General features: G+C 72.3%; 19 protein-coding genes. 11 read left to right on the top strand and 8 right to left on the bottom strand.

Annotated features, from left to right (window positions below; genetic code table 11):
• The first annotated feature begins 18 nt into the window (after window positions 1-18).
• The 3 genes from ACYVOM_RS12005 (at window position 19) to ACYVOM_RS11995 (ending at window position 2469) form a co-directional block, all read left to right on the top strand.
• The gene (locus tag ACYVOM_RS12005) at window positions 19-414 is read left to right on the top strand and encodes a cobalamin B12-binding domain-containing protein (protein WP_460303374.1); all 396 of its coding nucleotides are present in this window, start codon (window positions 19-21) and stop codon (window positions 412-414) included.
• 64 nt (window positions 415-478) lie between these two features.
• The gene (locus ACYVOM_RS12000) at window positions 479-1435 is read left to right on the top strand and encodes an LLM class F420-dependent oxidoreductase (RefSeq protein WP_460303373.1); all 957 of its coding nucleotides are present in this window, start codon (window positions 479-481) and stop codon (window positions 1433-1435) included.
• Window positions 1432-2469, top strand: coding sequence for a CaiB/BaiF CoA transferase family protein (locus tag ACYVOM_RS11995; RefSeq protein ID WP_460303372.1), 1038 nt, complete (start codon window positions 1432-1434; stop codon window positions 2467-2469). The genes ACYVOM_RS12000 and ACYVOM_RS11995 overlap by 4 nt, the downstream gene beginning before the upstream one ends.
• A gap of 77 nt (window positions 2470-2546) precedes the next feature.
• Here the strand turns inward: ACYVOM_RS11995 and ACYVOM_RS11990 are convergent, their stop codons facing one another.
• The 3 genes from ACYVOM_RS11990 to ACYVOM_RS11980 are packed head-to-tail and all read right to left on the bottom strand — an operon-like array spanning window position 2547 to window position 6602.
• Window positions 2547-4973, bottom strand: a complete 2427-nt coding sequence (locus ACYVOM_RS11990) for a tetratricopeptide repeat protein (RefSeq protein WP_460303371.1) — start codon at window positions 4971-4973, stop codon at window positions 2547-2549.
• Window positions 4970-5380, bottom strand: coding sequence for a hypothetical protein (locus ACYVOM_RS11985; protein ID WP_460303370.1), 411 nt, complete (start codon window positions 5378-5380; stop codon window positions 4970-4972). Before ACYVOM_RS11985 ends, ACYVOM_RS11990 begins: the two co-directional genes overlap by 4 nt.
• 58 nt (window positions 5381-5438) lie before the next feature.
• On the bottom strand, window positions 5439-6602 hold the full coding sequence (locus ACYVOM_RS11980) for an aminotransferase (RefSeq protein WP_460303369.1): 1164 nt from the start codon (window positions 6600-6602) through the stop codon (window positions 5439-5441).
• A 92-nt stretch (window positions 6603-6694) separates the two neighbouring features.
• Here ACYVOM_RS11980 and ACYVOM_RS11975 point away from each other — a divergent pair, with 92 nt between their 5' ends.
• The gene (locus tag ACYVOM_RS11975; RefSeq protein ID WP_460303368.1) at window positions 6695-6883 is read left to right on the top strand and encodes a hypothetical protein; all 189 of its coding nucleotides are present in this window, start codon (window positions 6695-6697) and stop codon (window positions 6881-6883) included.
• A gap of 346 nt (window positions 6884-7229) precedes the next feature.
• Here the strand turns inward: ACYVOM_RS11975 and ACYVOM_RS11970 are convergent, their stop codons facing one another.
• Together ACYVOM_RS11970 and ACYVOM_RS11965 are read right to left on the bottom strand one after the other, a co-directional pair.
• Window positions 7230-8261: a zinc-dependent alcohol dehydrogenase family protein gene (locus tag ACYVOM_RS11970; RefSeq protein ID WP_460303367.1), complete on the bottom strand. Its 1032-nt coding sequence runs from the start codon at window positions 8259-8261 to the stop codon at window positions 7230-7232.
• Window positions 8262-8266: 5 nt separating this feature from the next.
• Window positions 8267-8689: a hypothetical protein gene (locus ACYVOM_RS11965; protein WP_460303366.1), complete on the bottom strand. Its 423-nt coding sequence runs from the start codon at window positions 8687-8689 to the stop codon at window positions 8267-8269.
• Window positions 8690-8807: 118 nt separating this feature from the next.
• Here ACYVOM_RS11965 and ACYVOM_RS11960 point away from each other — a divergent pair, with 118 nt between their 5' ends.
• The 4 genes from ACYVOM_RS11960 to ACYVOM_RS11945 all read left to right on the top strand — a co-directional run bounded on the left by ACYVOM_RS11960 (window position 8808) and on the right by ACYVOM_RS11945 (window position 12030).
• Window positions 8808-9611, top strand: coding sequence for a helix-turn-helix domain-containing protein (locus ACYVOM_RS11960; RefSeq protein ID WP_460303365.1), 804 nt, complete (start codon window positions 8808-8810; stop codon window positions 9609-9611).
• Between the two features lie 201 nt (window positions 9612-9812).
• Window positions 9813-10424 (top strand): dihydrofolate reductase family protein, encoded by a 612-nt coding sequence (locus ACYVOM_RS11955; protein WP_460303364.1) that lies wholly within the window; start codon window positions 9813-9815, stop codon window positions 10422-10424.
• A 53-nt stretch (window positions 10425-10477) separates the two neighbouring features.
• A complete protein-coding gene (locus ACYVOM_RS11950; RefSeq protein WP_460303363.1) occupies window positions 10478-10801 on the top strand; it encodes a YciI family protein in 324 nt (107 codons plus the stop codon).
• Window positions 10798-12030: an RNA polymerase sigma factor gene (locus ACYVOM_RS11945; protein ID WP_460303362.1), complete on the top strand. Its 1233-nt coding sequence runs from the start codon at window positions 10798-10800 to the stop codon at window positions 12028-12030. Before ACYVOM_RS11950 ends, ACYVOM_RS11945 begins: the two co-directional genes overlap by 4 nt.
• Window positions 12031-12142: 112 nt before the next feature.
• Here the strand turns inward: ACYVOM_RS11945 and ACYVOM_RS11940 are convergent, their stop codons facing one another.
• The 3 genes from ACYVOM_RS11940 to ACYVOM_RS11930 form a co-directional block, all read right to left on the bottom strand.
• Window positions 12143-12940 carry an endonuclease/exonuclease/phosphatase family protein gene (locus ACYVOM_RS11940; RefSeq protein ID WP_460303361.1) on the bottom strand — a complete coding sequence of 266 codons (798 nt, stop codon included), beginning with the start codon at window positions 12938-12940 and terminating at the stop codon, window positions 12143-12145.
• 40 nt (window positions 12941-12980) lie between these two features.
• Window positions 12981-13475, bottom strand: a complete 495-nt coding sequence (locus ACYVOM_RS11935) for an NUDIX domain-containing protein (RefSeq protein WP_460303360.1) — start codon at window positions 13473-13475, stop codon at window positions 12981-12983.
• 70 nt (window positions 13476-13545) lie between these two features.
• Window positions 13546-14535 (bottom strand): 2Fe-2S iron-sulfur cluster-binding protein, encoded by a 990-nt coding sequence (locus tag ACYVOM_RS11930; protein WP_460303359.1) that lies wholly within the window; start codon window positions 14533-14535, stop codon window positions 13546-13548.
• A gap of 113 nt (window positions 14536-14648) precedes the next feature.
• On the opposite strand from ACYVOM_RS11930, the gene ACYVOM_RS11925 reads away from it, so the two are divergent.
• From ACYVOM_RS11925 to ACYVOM_RS11915, 3 genes are read left to right on the top strand one after another with little or no spacing between them, the layout of a single operon-like run.
• Window positions 14649-16046: a class I adenylate-forming enzyme family protein gene (locus tag ACYVOM_RS11925; RefSeq protein WP_460303358.1), complete on the top strand. Its 1398-nt coding sequence runs from the start codon at window positions 14649-14651 to the stop codon at window positions 16044-16046.
• Complete coding sequence (locus ACYVOM_RS11920; RefSeq protein WP_460303357.1) at window positions 16027-16944, top strand: acyl-CoA dehydrogenase family protein; 918 nt, start codon at window positions 16027-16029, stop codon at window positions 16942-16944. The genes ACYVOM_RS11925 and ACYVOM_RS11920 overlap by 20 nt, the downstream gene beginning before the upstream one ends.
• Window positions 16931-18019, top strand: a complete 1089-nt coding sequence (locus tag ACYVOM_RS11915; RefSeq protein WP_460303356.1) for an acyl-CoA dehydrogenase family protein — start codon at window positions 16931-16933, stop codon at window positions 18017-18019. Before ACYVOM_RS11920 ends, ACYVOM_RS11915 begins: the two co-directional genes overlap by 14 nt.

Here is an 18019-nt window from a genome sequence, read left to right as displayed (position 1 = left end):
CAGCCTTTAGGAGCGTTGATGCAGACCCGAGTGCTCGTCGCCAAACCCGGCCTCGACGGCCACGACCGCGGCGCGAAGATCGTCGCCCGCGCGCTGCGCGACGCCGGATTCGAGGTGATCTTCACCGGGATCCGGCAGAAGGTCGATGACATCGTCGCGATCGCCCTCCAGGAGGACGTCGCCGTCGTCGGACTGTCGATCCTCTCCGGCGCGCACGTCGCGCTCACCGCCCGCACCGTCGAGGCGCTGCGGGCCGCGGACGCCGGCGACATCGCCGTCATCGTCGGCGGCACCATCCCCGCCGCCGACGTCCCCAGGCTCAAGGAGGCGGGCGCGGCGGCCGTCTTCCCCACCGGCACGCCGCTGGACGCCCTCGTCACCGAGATCCGCGCCCTCACCGGCGCCTCCGCGTGACACCGCAGCACGACAGGACCCGCGCCCCCGAGGGCGCGGCACCGATTCGAGACCAGGAGGCACTGTGCGCGTCGGAGTGATGATCGGACCCGAGCGCGGGGCGGCCGAGCGCAAGCTCGGCCGGATGATCGAGGACATCAGATGGGCCGAGGCCGCGGGCATGGACACCGCGTGGATCCCGCAGGTCCCCACCGACTTCGACGCGCTCATCACCGTCGCCCTCATGGGCGTCGCGACCGAGCGGATCGAACTCGGCACCGCGGTCGTGCCGCTCCAGGCCCAGCACCCGATCGCGCTGGCCCGCCAGGCGATGGCCGCGCAGGCCGCCGCGCACGGCAGGATCGCGCTCGGCGTCGGCCCGTCGCACCACTGGATCGTGCGGGACATGCTCGGCCTGCCGTACGAGAAGCCCGCCTCCTACACGCGCGACTACCTGGAGGTCCTGAACGCCGCGTTCGCCGGCCCCGGCCCCGTCGACGTGGAGAACGGGACCTTCACCGTGCACAACCCGCTCGACCTCGCGCCGACCGAGCCGATCCCGGTGCTGGTCGCGGCGCTCGGCCCGGTGATGCTCCAGCTCGCGGGCGAGCACGCCGACGGGACCGTCCTGTGGATGGCCGACGAGCGGGCCATCGGCGAGCACATCGCGCCGAAGATCACCAAGGCCGCCGAAGGGGCCGGACGGCCCGCGCCCCGGATCGTCGCGGGCGTCCCGGTGTGCCTGTGCGCGCCGTCGGAGGCCGACGCCGCCCGCGAGCGCGCCAACCGGATCCTGGGCGAGGCCGAGATCTCCCCCAACTACCAGCGCCTCCTGGAGAACGGCGACGCCCGCGACGTCGGCGACCTGTGCGCGGCGGGCGACGAGTCGGCCATCCTGGAGCGGCTGAAGCGCTTCGCCGACGCGGGCGCGACCGACGTCTCGGTGCGGCTCCTGCCGATCGGGTCGAACCGGGAGGAGCTCATCGCGTCGAAGACGCGGACCCGCGAGATGATCTCCGAGATCGCCAAGGAACTCCGTTGAGCGGACCGCTGGCGGGCATCCGCGTCCTGGAGGTCGGCCACATGCTGGCCGGCCCCTACGCGACGATGATGCTCGCCGACCTCGGCGCGGAGGTCACCAAGATCGAACCGCCGACCGGCGACATCTCACGGCAGGTCTCCGACTCCTACTTCGCCAGCCTCAACCGGGGCAAGCGCAGCGTCCGCCTCGACCTCACGACCGCCGAGGGGCGCGCCGCCCTCGGCGAGCTGGCGCGCGACGCCCACGCGCTGCTCGTCAACATGAAGCCGTCGGCGATCCATAGGCTCGGGCTCACCTACGAGGCGTTGCGGCAGTACAACGACAAGCTCGTCTGCGTCGCCCTGACGGGCTTCGGCCTCGACGCGGGCGACGACCCGGCCTTCGACTACATCGTTCAGGCCGCCACCGGCGTGGCCTCCCTAACGGGCGACCCGGACGCGCCTCCCACGCTTCCCGGCTACTCCTCCGCCGACAACTCCTCGGGCCTGACGGCGGCCTTGGGCCTCCTCGCCCAGATCGTCTCCGGGCGCGGCGGCCAAGTGGAGGTCAACCTCCGCGACGTCATGCTCTCCCAGCTGAACTACCGCGCCTCGGCCTACCTCAACGACGGCGTCGAACCCCGCCGCCTCCCCAACGGCGCCCACTCCTTCTACGTCCCCGCCCAGCTCTTCCCCACCGCCTCCGGATGGCTCGCCCTCTTCATCACCCACGACCGCTTCTGGAAGTCGTTCGCCGCCGAGGCCGGCATCGAAGGGTTTCCCACCATGGCGGAACGCGCGGCGCAACGGGATGAAGTCCTCGCCGTCGTCACCGAGGCACTGCGGCGGGACACCGCCTCGTCGTGGGAATCCCGCCTCCGTCCCACCGGCGTCCCCGTGGCCGCCGTCCGCACCCTCCCCGAGGCCCTCGCCGCCCACCCGGAAATGATCGTCTCAGCCGGCCCCTACCGCCTGGTCGGCCCCTCCATCCGCACCCCAGGCCACCCCCCGTCCTTCGCCCCTCCTCCCCACCTGGGCGAACACGACCCGGCGTGAGGGGCGTCGTGGAACGACAGACCCGGGCGCCGTTGGGGCGGAAAGGAACGTCCGTCACCTTCGCTGCGGTCGGGTGGTCAGGTCTCGGAGGGCAGGTCGCTGAGGCGGGTGCGGCGGGCGGCGGCCGGTTCCGGGATGCCGAGGCCCTCGTAGATCTCGGCCGCCAGGGTCAGGTGGCGGCGGGCCTCGGGGAACTCGCCTTCGGCGACGGCGAGTTCGGCGAAGGCGGAGAGCGCATCGGCGACGCCCTTGCCGTCGCGGCCGCCGCCCGCGCGGAAGGCCGCCAGGGACTCCTCGTAGGCTCGGCGGGCCTCGGCGAATCGCCCTTCGGCCCGTTCGACGTCGGCGAGCACGCGCAGCGCGTAACCCAGACCGGCGCTGTTGCCCAGCCTGCGGTTGAGGTCCACCGACCGGACGAGCGCCTCGCGCGCCTCGGCGAGGCGGCCCCGCTGACGCTCGGCGTCGCCGAGTCCGCGGAGCATGTTCGCCTGCACGCGCAGATCGCCCAGCTCTTCGGCGAGGTCGAGGGCCTTGGTGAAACTGCCGACCGCGGTCTCCAGCCGTCCTTCGACCCGGTCGAGATGTCCGAGGCCGCGCAGCGAGTTCGCGTGGCCGTGCAGGTCGCCGATGCCCTCGTAGATCTCGATCGCCCGGAGGTAGAAGTCCCGGGCCTCCGTCCGGTGCTCGAGCATCCGCTCCACGTCGGCGATCCCGCGCATGGCCTGCGCCTCGCCCCGGCGGTCCGCGACGGCCGCGCAGAGCTCGCGCACCTCGCCGAAGACCGTCCGCGACTCGGGATACCTGCCCTCGTGGAGCAGCACGTTGCCGATGCCCCACAGCGCGTTGGCCTCGCCGCGCCTGTCCCCTTCGCTCTCGTAGAGGTTCTTCGCCCGACCGTAGGCGTCTCTGGCCTCGTCGAGCCTGTCCTGGGTGCGGTGGATCTCGCCGAGTCCCCACCAGGTGTCGGCTTCGGCACGTCTGTCGTGATGGTCGCGGAAGATGTCGCGAGCCCGCGTGTAGCCGTCGATCGCCTCGTCGTAGCGGCCCTGCACCCTGCTCTCGTGCGCGAGCCCGCGCAGTGCCCTGGCTTGCCGGTGTTCGGCCTTGTCGTTCTCCGCCATGGACAACATATTCCGCCAGATGTCGCTGTTAACCGTGCGGTACCCCAGCCAGCCGCCGAGCGCGGTGGCCACCTCGGCCATGTCCCAGGAGAAGTCCTCACCCATGCCGGCCGCCGCGAGGGTGACCGCTACGAGGTTGCCGTGCTCGGCGCTGATCCAGGTGCGCGCCTCGCGGATCTCCTCCGGGGACGACGCCCGGACCAGCGCGTCGAGAGCTGCGACGGCGGCCGGGCCGAGCCGCGCGGAGATGCGGTGGAGGACTGCCGAGCGGGTCGCCTCGTCCTCGGGCGCGAGGGCGCGGGCGTAGGGCAGGTAGACGTCGTGGAAGCCGTAGCGCCCGTCCCCCATGCGTTCGAGCAGGTGCCGGGCGCGCAGTTCGGCGACGCGGCGCCGGGCCTCGTGCCGGGGCAGCCCGCCGAGCGCCGCCGCGAGGTCCACCGTGAAGTCGCGGCCCGGGTGCAGGGCGAGCAGGCCGAGGAAGTCGCGCTGATCGTCGGTCAGCGCCCTGCGGGACAGCTCGAACGCCTTGCCGATCGCCTCGTCGACGGACGGCAGGCCGGCCAGCGGGTGGCTCGCGTCCGCCATGTCCGCCAGCAGCTCCGCCGGGTCGGTGCCGTCGGACAGGACCGCGGCGACCGAGTTCAGCGCCGCCGGGATGTTCCCGCAGGCCCGGGAGATCTCGGCGAGGACCGCGCCGCGCGGCGCGGGCACGGCCTCCGTCCGCCTTCCCGTCAGCAGCTCGACCGCGTGCGCGGAGGGCAGTCCGCCCAGCTCCACGTTGGTGACCCTCGCGTCGCTGAAGGAGTGCCGGCTGGTGATCAGGACGAGGCACCCGGGGTAGCCGGGCAGCAGGCACTCGATCTGCTCGAACGACGCCGCGTTGTCGAGCAGCAGCAGCGACCTCTTGCCGCGAAGCCAACCCCGCCAGGCGCCCGCGCGGGTCGCGAGGTCACCGGTCGGATCGGTGCCGATCGCCGCCCACGAGAGCATGCGCTCCAGCGCCGCGTCCGCGCTGAGCGGCTCCGCGCCCGGGGTGTGGCCGAGCAGGTCGAGTTCGTACTGGACGTCGGGGAACTGGTCGCGCAGGTGGTGGGCGGCGGTCCGGGCGAGCGCCGACTTGCCGACGCCGCCCAGCCCGACTACCGCCCTGCACTCCGGTGCGGCAGGTGACACGGGGGCGCGCAGCGCGTCGAGTTCGGCCACCCGGTCGACGAGCGCGCCCGGCGAGCCCGTGAGCGTGTGCCGGATCCCGGCGCCGATCGCACGGGCTGGCGCGTTCTGGGTGATGACGTTGTTGCTGCCGATCACCACGATGCCGTGCAGATCACCGGCGGTGGCGACCTCGGGAGCAGCCCTGCGGCCGCGCCATGGCCATCCGCTCACCGGTTCCGGTCCTGGGCGTCCGCCCGGCCGTCGCCGATGGCGGCGATGCCGGAGATCGAGCCGCCCGCCTTGATGGTGCCCTGCGGCGGCGGGCCGCCCTGGCCGTCCGGTGCGGCGTGGTCGCCTTCGCCGCCCTGCCGCGCGCCGCCCGCGTGGCCGATCGCCGCGATGCCGCTGATGTCGCCACCGGCCTCGATCCCCGCCGAGCCGGCGGGCGCCGAGCCGTCCCGCCTGAACGAGAGGACCGCCAGGACGAGCCCGACGGCGGCGATGCCCAGGCCGACGACGCTCGCCACCTTGTCCGCGTTGTCCAGCCCGATCGCCCTGACGGCGAATCCGGCCGCCACGATGGCGGCCCCGCCGACGACAAGCCCGGCCCACAGGCCCCACCGCCCAGTTGCACGCATGGCCCCGATTCTCGACCGAAACCGCGCGCGCCGCCCGGCCTCCGCTGTCCAGAAACGGTCAGGGCGCGGGGTCGGAGCCGAAGGCGTGGAGGCGGTCGGTGAGGGTGGTGATCGCGGACGGGGCGGCGTTGCTGACGCTGACGCGGAGGGTGGCGCGGTCGTCGGGCAGGAAAGCGGTGCCGGGCAGGACGAGGACGCGGTGTTCGGTGAGGAGGCCGCGGACGACGTCGCGGGTGGGGCGGTCTTCGAAGGGGTGCCGGATCCAGGCGAAGAAGCCGCCGGTCGACAGCAGCTCGAAGCCGCCTGGACGGGACGCCATGGCCGCCTCCAGAAGCGCGCGCCGGTCCGCGACCTCGCGTACCCGCGCGGCGCGCCACGCCGAGGCCCGCGTCAGGCCCGCCCACGCCGCCTCCTGGCCGATGCGGGGCGCGCAGATCGCGGCGCAGTCCATCAGCTTGCCCGCCTGCCGCAGCAGCGCGGGCGAGCCGACGACGGCGCCGACCCGGTAGCCGGGCAGCGCGAGGTCCTTCGAGAACGAGTGCAGGGTGACCACGGCGTCGTCCCAGTCGGGCTCGGCGTACAGCGTGTGGGAAGGGCCCACGGCGTCGCGGAACGAGCGGTACGTCTCGTCGAGGACCAGCGCGACGTCGTGGCGGCGGGCCAGCGCGGCGAACGCCGCGATCTCGCGGGGCTCGATCGTCACGCCGGTGGGGTTGCCCGGCGTCACCAGCACGATCGCGCGGGTGCGGGGAGTGAGGAGCGCCTCGGCGTCGGCGGCGCGCGGCACCAGGTCGGGCCCCGGCTCCAGGAAGACGGGCGTGATCCCCTGCATTCGCAGCCACATCGCGTGGTTGAAGTAGTACGGCAGCGCCAGCACGACCTCGTCGCCCGGTCCTGCCAGCGCGGTCGCCGCGACGCAGAACGCCTGGTTGCACCCGGCCGTCACCATGACGTTCCGCGCCTCGACCGGCCCGCCGTGCTCGCGCCGCAACTCCGCCGCGAACGCCTCCCGCAGCTTCGCCAGCCCCGGCACCTCCGTGTAGGCCCCGCCCCGCCCGTCGCGCGCGACGGCCGCGACGTGCTCCACCACCTCCGCCGCCGCCGGATAGGGCGGCGCCGCCTGCGCCAGATCCAGGACCTCGCCCCCCACCCCCTCCGCCATCGCGGAGATCTCCTCGATCGGCGAATCCACCTCCCCGACCACCTGCCCGTTGAACCGCACCGCACCCCTCCCGGCCCCGAGTCCCGGCCCCCACCCTCCCATCCTGATCTTCCGCTGGCTTTCGCCTCCTACCACCCACTACCGTTTCGGCCATGTCAGCATTCCTCGTCCTTTTTGTCTTTATCTCCCTCTCGATGTTCTGGTGGCTGAAGACCCGCATCACCGACCTGCGCCGCACCGTGGCCCGCCTGGAGCACAACACCCGACTCCTCCTGACCCACCTCGGCGTGGAGCCCCCCACCCCGGACAGCCCGAAGCCGACCCGAACCGCCCACTCCTGAGCCGTTCGAGGTGAGTCTCCTGAGCGCCCCGACCGCCTTCCAGACCCGGCCCGTCACCGCGCCGGACCCATGAACCGTCACCCCCGTCCGCTAACGTGCGACACACCTGATGGCCGGTCAGATCCCCTCGTTCGAGGGGTCCGCGGCAACGGGGGGTGGGAGTACGCTCCCGGATCCGTCCCGGAGCAGAAAGCCCTGCCCCACCCCCCTCCGCGCGGCGGCCGGCCGGACCCCGGACGCACCCGCCCCCGCCACCATCAGCGCCACGCACAGCGGCCGCGCCGTGATCCGGCGTCCCCGGCCCGTCCCGCTGCGATCAGCGCCCCCGGCCGCGCATGCGCGCCGGCTATCTGATCTTGATGATCACCTTTCCGAACGGGCTGGCCGACGCGTAGTACCCGTACGCCGCCGCGGCTTCTTCGAACGGGAACACCCGGTCGAGGACCGGTCGGAGCCGATGCTCGGTGATGAGGTCGTTCATGGCGAGGAACTGGGCGCGACTGCCGACGGCCAATGCGCGGACCGTAGCGGCGACGCCGAACAGCAGACGAGGGTCGACCGGTGGCCAGTCGCCGGAGACGGACCCGACGAAGGCGATGTGCCCGTCGACGGCGACCGACTTCAGCGACTGCTCCAGCGTTCCGGCGGTGTCGACGACGCGGTCGACCCCGCGCCCGGCGGTGAGTTCACGCGTGGCGGCGTGCCAGTTCGGGACGTCGCGGTAGTTGATCACCTCATCGGCTCCCAGATCGCGAAGGCGCTGTTCCTTGTCCGCGCGGCTTGTCGTGGCGATGACCTTCGCGCCCAGGAGTTTGGCGAACTGCACCGCGAACAGCGACACGCCGCCGGAACCGGTGACCAGCATGGTCTGTCCGCGCTGGATTCCGCGGCCGTCGCCGGTCAGGGCGTTCCATGCCGTGACGGCTGCGCAGGGAAGAGTCGCCGCCTCGGCATAGGAGAGGTGGTCGGGGATGCGCACGAGCGCGTCCTCGGGGAGAACGGCCACCTCGGTCAGCATTCCGTCGAGCGAGCCGCCCAGCTGTGGCAGGTACGCCGGTTCCAGCCGGCCGTCCAGCCATCGCGGGAACAGCGCGGCGGCGACGCGGTCGCCCAGGCGCACCCGCCGGACATCCGGACCCACGGCGACGACCTCGCCGGCACCGTCCGAGACCGGTATGACGTCCGGTTTGACGGGCAGCACGTACTGCCCGCGTAGCACCAGAAGTTCGCGGAAGCTCAGTGAGGTGGCGTGGACCGCGACCGCGACCTCCCCCTCCGCGGGTGTGCGAGGTCTGTGCGTGCGCAGCGACAGGCCGTCGATCCCGCCGCCGGCGGTGGCGTGGTAGCTGCGCACCATCGATGGGTGTATCGCCGTCATCGCGGTCATCCCTCGATGAACTGGTAGTCGCTGACGATCCGGCCGTCGGGGCCGAGCATGAGGATCTCCAGCCCGACGCCGGTGACCTCGCCCCCGCCCCGGGGCGCCATCTCCCAGTTGAACTTGACCACGTCGTGGAGCCGGTCGGCGTTGCCGCGCGACCGGAAGACGAAAGTGCCCGGCGCGACGAACTCCTCGTGGGCGCGAGTCACCCGGAACTCCAACGCGCGGTGCCCGCGCGCCTCCAGAAGGAGACGGTCGAAGCCCAGCCCTTCGGCGGTCTGCAGGATCTCCGTGGGGGGCTGCAGCACATGGACCGCGTCGGCGGACCACAGCTCGCGGATCGCGGTGCGGCGGCGCTCCGCATCGGGTTCGTTCCATACGGCGACGTAGCGGTCAGTGAGGTCGTGGATGTCGTGGTCGGCCATGGTCGGTCCTCTCGGTCGCGAATGATCGGTGTGGCGACGACCTTGCTGCGCCGACCGTCGCGCGGCAATTCCTCGCAGGGAATCGCCGATCAGCAGCCGACTGGGTTACACAAGAGGAGTGATCAGTGAATCGACCAGAGGCGGGCTCGCCGGAGCGTTGCGTGAGTGGCGCACTCGGCGGCGGGTCAGCCAGCTGGACCTGGCCATGCGTGCCGGAACCACGCAGCGGCACGTCAGCTTCATCGAGAGCGGACGGTCGGTCCCCGGCCGATCAATGATCATTCGGCTGGCCGAATCCCTGGAGGTGCCGATCCGCGAGCGCAACGAACTGCTCCTCGCGGCCGGATTCGCACCGGTCTACCCGCAGACCCGCCTGGACGATCCCCGGCTCGAACCGATTCGCACCGCCCTCGAACGGATCCTGGACGGCCACCTGCCGTACCCGGCGGTCGTCGTCGACCGGCACGGTGACCTCGTCTCGGCCAACACCGCCTTCGGCGCCCTCACCGCCGGTGTGGCTCCGCATCTGCTCGTACCGCCGGTGAGCGTTCCCCGGGTGCTGCTGCATCCGCAGGGCCTCGCGCCGCGCATCGTCAACCTCGACGAGTGGGCGTGGCACATCATCGACCGGATCCAGGCCGAGAGCGTGCGCAACCCGGACGACCGACTCCAACGCCTGGCCTCGGAACTCACCGACCTGGCACCACCACGTCTCCGCGAGTCACCGCACCACCTCGGCTTCGCCGTGCCGCTGCGTCTTCGGGCACATGATCCGGCCGACGGCAGGGAGCTGACGCTCATCACCACGCTCACCCATTTCGGCACCGCTGTCGACGTCACCGTCGCCGAACTACGACTCGAGGCGTTCCTGCCGGCCGACCAGGCGACCAGTGCCATGCTGGCCGAACTCCTCGAGCGGTGACAGATCCGCCGACCGCAGCCCCGCGCACCTACTGAACCGCGCCGTCGCCGCGAGGCCGTCGTGCAGTCGGACGCTGACGACCGGGCGTCCCGGAAGATTCTGCAAAGAAATCCCGGACGTGGTGTCGGATCGGGGTGGTGCTGTTCGTAGCAGGGGTGAAGCCGCCCACCACGGGCAGCGCCAAGGCAAGGATTCGCGATCATGAAGCTGACGACCATGACTCAGGTCACCCTCGATGGAGTGATGCAGGGAAACGGCGGCGCGTCGGACGACCGCAGGAACGGCTTCGAGCGCGGCGGATGGGCCCTGGGGAAGGGCGACGACGAGACCAGGACGTTCATCACGCAGACCTACCAGCGCGCCGAGGCGTTCCTGTTCGGCCGGCACACCTACGAGCTGTTCGCCCGCTCGTGGGGATCGATCGACCAGATGCGCGCGCATCCCATCGGCGTGGCCTTGAACGAGGCCCCCAAGTACGTGGCCTCGGCCATGCTCACCGCCCCGCGTTGGCAGGACACGACAGTTCTCCGCGGTGACCTCGCGGCGGCCATCGGCGAGCTGAAGGCCAAGCCCGGGGGCGAGCTGCAGGTGCACGGCAGTGGCATCCTGATCCGGTGGCTGCTGGAGAACGACCTGGTCGACGAGATGATCCTGATGACCGTCCCGGTGGTCGTCGGCCAGGGGGCGCGGTTGTTCCCCGACGCGGGCCCGGATCTTGCGCTCGAGCTGGTCGAATCGCGGGTCGACGCCAAGGGCGTGTCGATCCAGGTCTACCGGCCGGCCGGGCGCCCGCAGTATGCGCCAACGGCCTGAATACACCGACCACCGAACCATGCCGTCTTGGCACCACAGGAGTTGATCTTCAGATGCGATACCTGGTTTCCGTGATCGACGACAGGAGCGATCCTGGCAGCACGGACAGGCGGCCTGCCATCAGCGCGTTCAACGAACGACTGATCGCCGAGGGCTACTGGGTCTTCTCCGGCGGACTTGCGGACACCGACGCGGCCACGGTCATCGACAACCGGGGCGAGCAGGCGGTGTTCAGCGACGGGCCTTTCATAGAGTCGAAGGAATATCTCGCCGGCGTCTGGGTGTGGGAGGCCCCCGATCTGGATGCGGCGCTCAAGCTCGCCGCCGAGGCGTCGAAGGTCTGCGATCGGAAGATCGAGGTGCGGCCGTTCCAGTGAGTGACGTCGAGGACGTGATCACCCGGGCCCACCACGACGAGTGGGCCCGGGTGGTCGCCGCCCTGAACAGGCGTTTCGGTGACCTCGACATCGCCGAGGAGGCGGCCGCCGAGGCGTTCGCGGCCGCCGTCGAGCGGTGGCCGGCCGACGGTACGCCCCCCAACCCCGGTGCCTGGCTGACCACCACCGCCAACCGCAAGGCCATCGACCGGATCCGCCGCGAGAACAAGCGCGACCACAAGCACAAGGAGGCTCGGCTGGTGTACGACGAACCGCCGGAGCCGGTCGGCGCCATCGACGACGACCGGCTCCGGCTGATCTTCACCTGCTGTCACCCGGCGCTGGCGATGCAGACCCGCGTGGCGCTGACGCTGCGCATGGTCGGCGGGCTGACCGTGCCCGAGATCGCCCGCGCCCACCTGGTGGCCGAGACCGCCATGGAGCGGCGGATCACCCGCGCGAAGGCCAAGATCAAGGCGGCCCGCATCCCCTATCGGGTACCGGCCGCGGAGGATCTGCGGGCACGCGTGTCCGGCGTACTCGCCGTGCTGTACCTGGTGTTCAACGAGGGCTACCTGGCGACCGGTCCCGACACCGATCCCGTACGCCATGGCTTGACCGCCGAGGCGATCCGGCTCACCCGCCTGATCCGTGCCCTCATGCCGGGCGACGGCGAGGTGGCCGGGCTGCTGGCGCTGATGCTCCTCACCGAGGCCCGCCGCACCGCCCGGGTCTCGGCCGACGGCGCACTGGTCCCCCTGGCTGAGCAGGACCGCGGCGCCTGGGACACGGGTCTGATCGCCGAGGGCCACCGGCTGGTGCGCGAGCGCCTCGCCGCCGCCGCTGCCGGAGAGGCTCCGGGCCGCTACCAGATCCTCGCCGCGATCAACGCCGTGCACACCTCCGCCCGCGACATCCGCGACACCGACTGGTCACAGGTCCTCGCCCTCTACGACCAGCTCGTCCGCCTCGATCCCTCGCCGATCATCGCCCTCAACCGGATCATCGCGGTCGCCGAACTCGACGGCCCGCAGGTGGCCTTGGCGGCCGTCGACCGCCTTGAGGACGGGCTGGCCGGCTATCACGCCTACCACGCCACCCGCGCCGAGCTGCTGCGCCGGCTGGGCCGAAGCCGGCAGGCGTGCGCGGCCTACGTCAGAGCCATCGAACTGGCGGGCAACACCGCCGAGACCGCCTACCTGACCCGCCGCCGCGACCAACTGCGATAGCACCCCCAGATCCCGACCAGAACCCCGGACGCGATGGGCTGCAGGGCCGGGGGGCCGGGCTCGTCGGCGAGACGTCCAGATCCGCGCCGGGGAATGCGAAGCGGCGCACGGGTCACAGGTCCAGGAGGAGGGGGCGGTGGTCGGAGACTTCGGGGGTGGTGACGATCTCGAAGTGCTTGACGGCTGAGGGGTCGGAGATGAGGAGGTAGCTGGCGTGGCGGGTGGGTTTGGGGTAGTGGGAGGTGCGGGTGTCGGCGTCGCGGACGAGGTCGGTGAGGCCGAGGCCGGCGAGGACGTCGAAGGTCTCGCTGTCGGGCAGGAGGTTGAGGTCGCCGGCGACGACGGTGAGGTCGTCGGCTTCGCGGGCCGCGGTCACGAGGGCGGCGAGGCGTTCGGCCTGGGCGCGGCGCTGCGGGTTGTCGGATTTGCCGTCCGGGGTGCGGAGGCCGTGCAGGTTCACGACGGTGACGAACCGGCCCGTCGCGCGGTCGTGGACGCGGACGGCCAGGGCGTTGCGGGGGCGGTCGCCGGTCGGCCAGGCGTCGCGGTGCTCGACGTAGGAGCCGTGGACGAACGACGACCGCACGCCGACGAGCGGCAGCTCCACGGACACGAACGTGGCGAGGCCGAAGTGCTGCGGGTGGACGTTCCCCGAGGAGTCCCGGACGGGGCCGGTGTCGCTCACCGCGAACAGCCCCTGGTGCCGGGGGAGGCGGGCGGTGACGTCGGCCATGAGGTCGGCGCGCTGGGGCATCGCCCGGTCGGCGTCGGCGAAGTCGGTCCAGCCGCCGACGCCGGGCGCGTGGGCGACCTCCTGGAGGCACAGGATGTCGGCGTCGCAGGTGCCGAGCCAGGGGGAGAAGGTGTCGAACAGCGCGCCGCCCCACGCGTTCACCGAGATGATCCGCACCGGAGAAGCCTAGATCAATGGGCCGTGCGGGAGCCGAGCGTCATCGCGCGGAGCGCGCGAAGAACTCGGCGGCGACCCGCGTGTGCAGCGGGAAGGCCAGCTCCCGCGGGCCGTCGATGACGACCCGCTCGGACACCTCGTCGTTGACCGCGAACGCGGGAAGGGCGGACGCGGCGGTCTGCGGCCCGATCGCGAAGACGAGCAGCGTTCCGTCCGGCGCGCTGTGCACGTCGAAGAGGGAGACCGCGCCCGCGTCGACGACGACGCCCGTCTCCTCCCGCAGCTCCCGCACCGCCGCGGCCTGCCAGGACTCGCCGTGGTCGATGAACCCGCCGGGCAGCGCGAGCGACCCCACATGCGGCGGCACCCCCCGCCGCACCGTCAGGAGCCCGCCGCCCACCGGCAGCAGCAGCAGCGCCACCGGCACCGGGTTCAGGTAGCTGCAGTTCCCGCAGGCCGCGCACACCCGAGGCCACCCGGCCCCGTCCGCGAACGGCGAGCCGCAGAAGGAGCAGTGCGAGTTCCGCGTCGTCACGGCCCGACCCTAGCCGCGCGAAGCCCGCAGGATCGGGCTTTCGGAGATCTCGGCGGCGGATCCGGCCGCGTCACTCCCAGACGACGGTGACGTTCGGGGTGTCGGGGACGGCCTGGCAGGTGAGGACGTAGCCCTCGGCGACCTCATCGGGCTCCAAGGCGTCGTTGACGCGCATGGTGGCGGAGCCTTCGGTGAGGTGGGCCATGCAGGTGGCGCAGTTGCCGGCCTCGCAGGAGAAGGGCGGGGCCAGGCCGGCGCGGCGGGCGCTCTGGAGGAGGGTCTCGCCGTCTTTGCGGGTGACCGAGGCCTTCTTGCGGCCCAGCCGGATCGTCACCGTGCCTTCGATCTCCTCGCCGGGCTCGGGCAGGGGGGCCGCGCCGCCGAAGCGTTCGACGAAGACCTTGCCGGGGCCGGGGAGGACGGATTCGACGAGGTCCATGAAGGGGTCGGGGCCGCAGATGTAGGCGTCGGCGGTGACGTCGCCGCCGACGAACTCCTTGACGGCGGCGGGAGTGAGGAAGCCGCCTGCGCTGTCGTAGTGGCGGACGTAAGAGAAGCGGTCGGGGTGGGCTGCGGCCAGCGCCGCCAAGGGCCCCTCGAACAAGGCGGAGTCGGCGTCCCGGTCCGCGCAGAGAAGGCGGACCCTGCGGGACGTGGAGGCCAGGGCGCTCTTGGCGAGGGAGAGGATCGGCGTGATGCCGCTGCCGCCGGAGAAACCCAGGAGCGGGGCGTCGGTCTCGCGGAGGCAGAAGACGCCGAAGGGGCGGGTCAGCTCCAGGTGGTCGCCTTCGGCGACGTGGTCCAGCAGCCAGTTGGAGACCCTGCCTCCGGGGACGCGCTTGACGGTCGTCGTCAGCTCGCCGTCGGTCTCGGGGGCGCTCGACATCGAGTAGGAGCGCAGCAGATCCTCCCCGTCCATGGCGACGCGGAAGGTGCAGAACTGGCCCGCGCGGTAGGTGAACGGCCCCCCGTCCGGCTTCAGCGCGAACGTCGCGGCGTCTGCGGTCTCGCGGACGATCCGGGCCACCCGCGCGCGCTGGAACAAGGGGGGTCTCGGCATGGGGGTTCTCCTTCTGGTATGAAAGTTCTAGTTAAGCGAGAATACTATTCTCGTCACCGAGATGGGAGGCTTCCAATGGCGCCGAGGAACCCGCCGCGCGCGGGAGCGCGCGCATGACCCGCGCCGCCCTCGTCTTCGAGGAGGAGGAGTACTCCGCGGCGCGGCTCGAAGAACTCGCCGACGGGCTCGCCGCGGCCCTCGCCGCGCGGGGTGCGCTGCCGGGTCAGCGGGTCGCGCTGATGTCGTCGAACCGGCCGGAGTTCGTCGTCGCGGTCCTCGCGATCTGGCGGCTGGGCGCGGCGGTCGTGCTGTTCAGCCCGGCCTGGAAGCGCGCCGAGGTCGACCACGCCCTCGCGATCACCCGGCCCGCCCACGCGGTCGGCGACCACCCCGTCCTGGCCGAGGCGATGCCCATGCTCCACCTGGACGACCCCGTACCGCCCGGCACAGGGCCGTTCCCCGGGGCGGACCCTGAGGCCGACGCCGTCCTTGTGTTCTCCTCCGGCACGACGGGCCTGCCCAAGGCCGTCCGGCACACCCACGCCTCGTTCGGCGCGGCCGTCGCCCACTGGCGCGACGCCCTCGGCCTCACCGAGGACGACCGCATCCAGGTGACGACGCCCCCGTCGCACATCCTCGGCCTGCTCAACATCGTGACCGCCCTGGAGACCGGCGCGTGGACGCGGCTGCACCGCCGCTTCGACCTCGACGCGATGCTCCGCGGCATCCAGGACGACCGCGTGACGATCGAGATGGCCGTCGCACCCATAGCGCTCGCCCTTGCAGCCCATCCGGACCTGGAGTCCTACGACCTGTCGTCCCTGCGCTACATCATGTGGGGCGCCACCCCGGTCACCCAAAGCGTCGCCGAGGAGGTCACCCGACGGACCGGCGTAGGGTTCCTGCCCGCCTACGGCGCCAGCGAGGTGCCCGTCATCGCCTGCAACCCCCTCATCGGCGGCAGGCTCGACGCGGCAGGGCGGGCGGTGCCCGGCGTCGAGGTCCGCGTCGTCGACCTCCTGACGGGCGAGGCGGTCAAGCCCGGCGAGACCGGCGAGATCCAGGTGCGCGCCGAGTCCGTCATGGCCGGGTACCTCCCGGAAGAGGCCACCGTCGGCGCGCTCGTCGACGGCTGGTACCGCACCGGCGACGTCGGCAGCGTCGACGCGCGCGGCTGGATCCGGCTCACCGACCGCTCCAAGGAGATGATCAAGGTCCGCGGCTTCCAGGTCGCGCCGGCCGAGGTCGAGGCGGTCCTGCACGGGCATCCCGCGGTCGCCGACTGCGCGGTCTTCGGCGAGCCCGACCCCGCCGACGGGGAGGCGATCGTCGCCGCGGTCGCCGCCTCCGCGCCCGTGGAGCCCGCCGAGCTGATCGCCCTCGTGGCCGCGAGCCTCGCCTCCTACAAGCGGCCGAGCAGGGTCGTGCTCGTGCCCGAGATCCCCCGCCTGCCCTCCGGCAAGGTGCTCCGCCGCGTGCTCAAGGAGACCCATGGACGCACGACTCAGTGAAGAGCAGGCCGAACTGCGCGCCGCCGCCGCCCGCCTCGCCGACGACCTCGGCCCCGGCTCCGTCCTCGACCTCGACGACGCCGAACGCCTCGCCCGCCTGGAGAAGGCGGTCGCCTCGACGGGATGGCGCGCTCTGCGCGGCGACGGCGCCTCCGGCGTGGAGGTCGCGCTGGTCGCCGAGGAGTTCGGGCGCGGCCTCGTCGACGTGCCCTTCCTCGGCCCCGCGCTCGCCGACGACCTCCTGCGGCACGCCGTCGGCGTGGAGGCCGCAGCGCCCGGCTCGTGGACCCTCGCCGCAGACGCCTCCGCGATGGACGCGCGCGGCGCCGCCCGCGTCGTCACGCTCTCCGGAAGGCGGCTCCTCGCGGGCCGCGTCGGCGCTCTCGTGCCCGGCGCGGACCTGACGCGCCGGGAGGCGGAGGTCGTCGGCCCGCTGGAGCAGCTCGCGGAGCTGCCCGCCGAAGCCGTTGACCGGTTCCGGGCGCTCGCGCTCGTCGCCACGACCGCCGACCTCGTGGGGGCCGCGCGCGGCGCGCAGGCCCTTGCCGTCGACTACGCGAAGGTGCGCGAGCAGTACGGGAAGGCCATCGGGGCCTACCAGGCGGTCGCGCACCTCCTCGCGGAGTCCCTGGCGCTCATCGAGGGGTCGGTGAGCGTCCTGCGGCACGCGGCCTGGGCCGTCGACGAGCTGCCCCCCGCCGAGGCGCTGAACGCCGCCCGGATCGCCAAGGCGTACTGCGCGCGCGCCGCCCGGACCGTCGCGGAGACCGCGATCCAGGTCCACGGCGGCATCGGCAACACCTGGGAGTGCCTCGCCCACGTGCACCTGCGCCGCGCGCTGGCCTCGACCCACCTGTTCCCCGTAGGCCTGGAGGAGATCGACCTTGGACTTTCGTGACTCGCCGGACGAGGCGGCCTTCCGGGCCGAGCTGAGGACCTGGCTCACGGGCAACGCTAAGAAGTTCGCCGTCACCGGCGACGACTACTGGCGCAAGGCGGGGGAGTGGCATCGCGCGCTGCACGGCGCGGGGTTCTTCGGCGTCACCTGGCCGAAGGAGTACGGCGGACGCGATCTGCCGCCCGTCTACGACGTCATCCTGGACGAGGAACTCGCGTTCGCCGGGGCACCGCCAAGGCCGAGCCTCGGCTACCTCGTCCACGGGCTCGGCCGCCACGGCAGCCCGGAACTGGCCCAAAGGTTCCTGCCCGGCATGATCGACGGGAGCGAACGCTGGTGCCAGGGCTTCTCCGAGCCCGGCGCAGGCTCCGACCTCGCTTCCCTGACGACGACGGCCGATCGCGTCGGCGACGCGTACGTCCTGCACGGCCACAAGATCTGGACGAGCTACTCCGACGTCGCCGACTGGTGCCTCCTGCTCGCCCGCACCGACCCCGAAGCCCCCCGGCACAAGGGCATCTCGGCCTTCGTCGTCGACATGCACCAGCCCGGGATCGAGCAGCGCCCGCTGAAGATGATCAACGGGGTGACCACGGAGTTCGGCCAGGTCCTCTTCGACGGCGCCCGGGTCCCGGCGAGCCACATGGTCGGCGTGCCCGGGGAGGGCTGGAAGCTCGCCATGACCGTCGTCGGCCATGAGCGGGAGCCTTCGACGCTCGGGTACGCGGCCCGGTACGGCAAGCTCGTCCGGCAGATGGCCGCCCAGACGACGGGCCGGGTCCCCGAGGAACTCGCATGGGCCGCGGTCCAGGCCGAGATGCTGCGCTTGCACGTCAGACGACGGCTGTCGGAACAGCTCGACGGCGTCGTCCACAACTCCGACGGGTCCCTCGACAAACTCCTCATGACGTGGACGGAGCAGGCCGTCGGGCACGCGGCCCTGGCCGTCGGGGGAGTGAAGGACCCCGAGCTGCTCTCGGCCTACCTGTACAGCCGCGCCCAGAGCGTCATGGGCGGCACGTCGCAGATCCAGAAGAACATCATCGCCGGCCGCATCCTCGGACTGGGAGCCTGA

It is taken from the genome of Actinocorallia aurea (assembly GCF_054783995.1).
The sequence above is the reverse complement of the archived record's forward strand: the minus strand, read 5'-3'. Positions and strand labels throughout refer to the sequence as shown.

What these genes read in the sequence shown, in the direction of transcription:
- ACYVOM_RS11965 (WP_460303366.1), bottom strand. Translation starts at nt 8,689, where the DNA reads ATGGCCGACCACGACATCCACGACCTCACTGACCGCTACGTCGCCGTA.
- ACYVOM_RS11975 (WP_460303368.1), top strand. Translation starts at nt 6,695, where the DNA reads ATGTCAGCATTCCTCGTCCTTTTTGTCTTTATCTCCCTCTCGATGTTC.
- ACYVOM_RS11920 (WP_460303357.1), top strand. Translation starts at nt 16,027, where the DNA reads ATGGACGCACGACTCAGTGAAGAGCAGGCCGAACTGCGCGCCGCCGCC.
- ACYVOM_RS11925 (WP_460303358.1), top strand. Translation starts at nt 14,649, where the DNA reads ATGACCCGCGCCGCCCTCGTCTTCGAGGAGGAGGAGTACTCCGCGGCG.
- ACYVOM_RS11985 (WP_460303370.1), bottom strand. Translation starts at nt 5,380, where the DNA reads ATGCGTGCAACTGGGCGGTGGGGCCTGTGGGCCGGGCTTGTCGTCGGC.
- ACYVOM_RS12005 (WP_460303374.1), top strand. Translation starts at nt 19, where the DNA reads ATGCAGACCCGAGTGCTCGTCGCCAAACCCGGCCTCGACGGCCACGAC.
- ACYVOM_RS11955 (WP_460303364.1), top strand. Translation starts at nt 9,813, where the DNA reads ATGAAGCTGACGACCATGACTCAGGTCACCCTCGATGGAGTGATGCAG.
- ACYVOM_RS11950 (WP_460303363.1), top strand. Translation starts at nt 10,478, where the DNA reads ATGCGATACCTGGTTTCCGTGATCGACGACAGGAGCGATCCTGGCAGC.
- ACYVOM_RS11930 (WP_460303359.1), bottom strand. Translation starts at nt 14,535, where the DNA reads ATGCCGAGACCCCCCTTGTTCCAGCGCGCGCGGGTGGCCCGGATCGTC.
- ACYVOM_RS11970 (WP_460303367.1), bottom strand. Translation starts at nt 8,261, where the DNA reads ATGACGGCGATACACCCATCGATGGTGCGCAGCTACCACGCCACCGCC.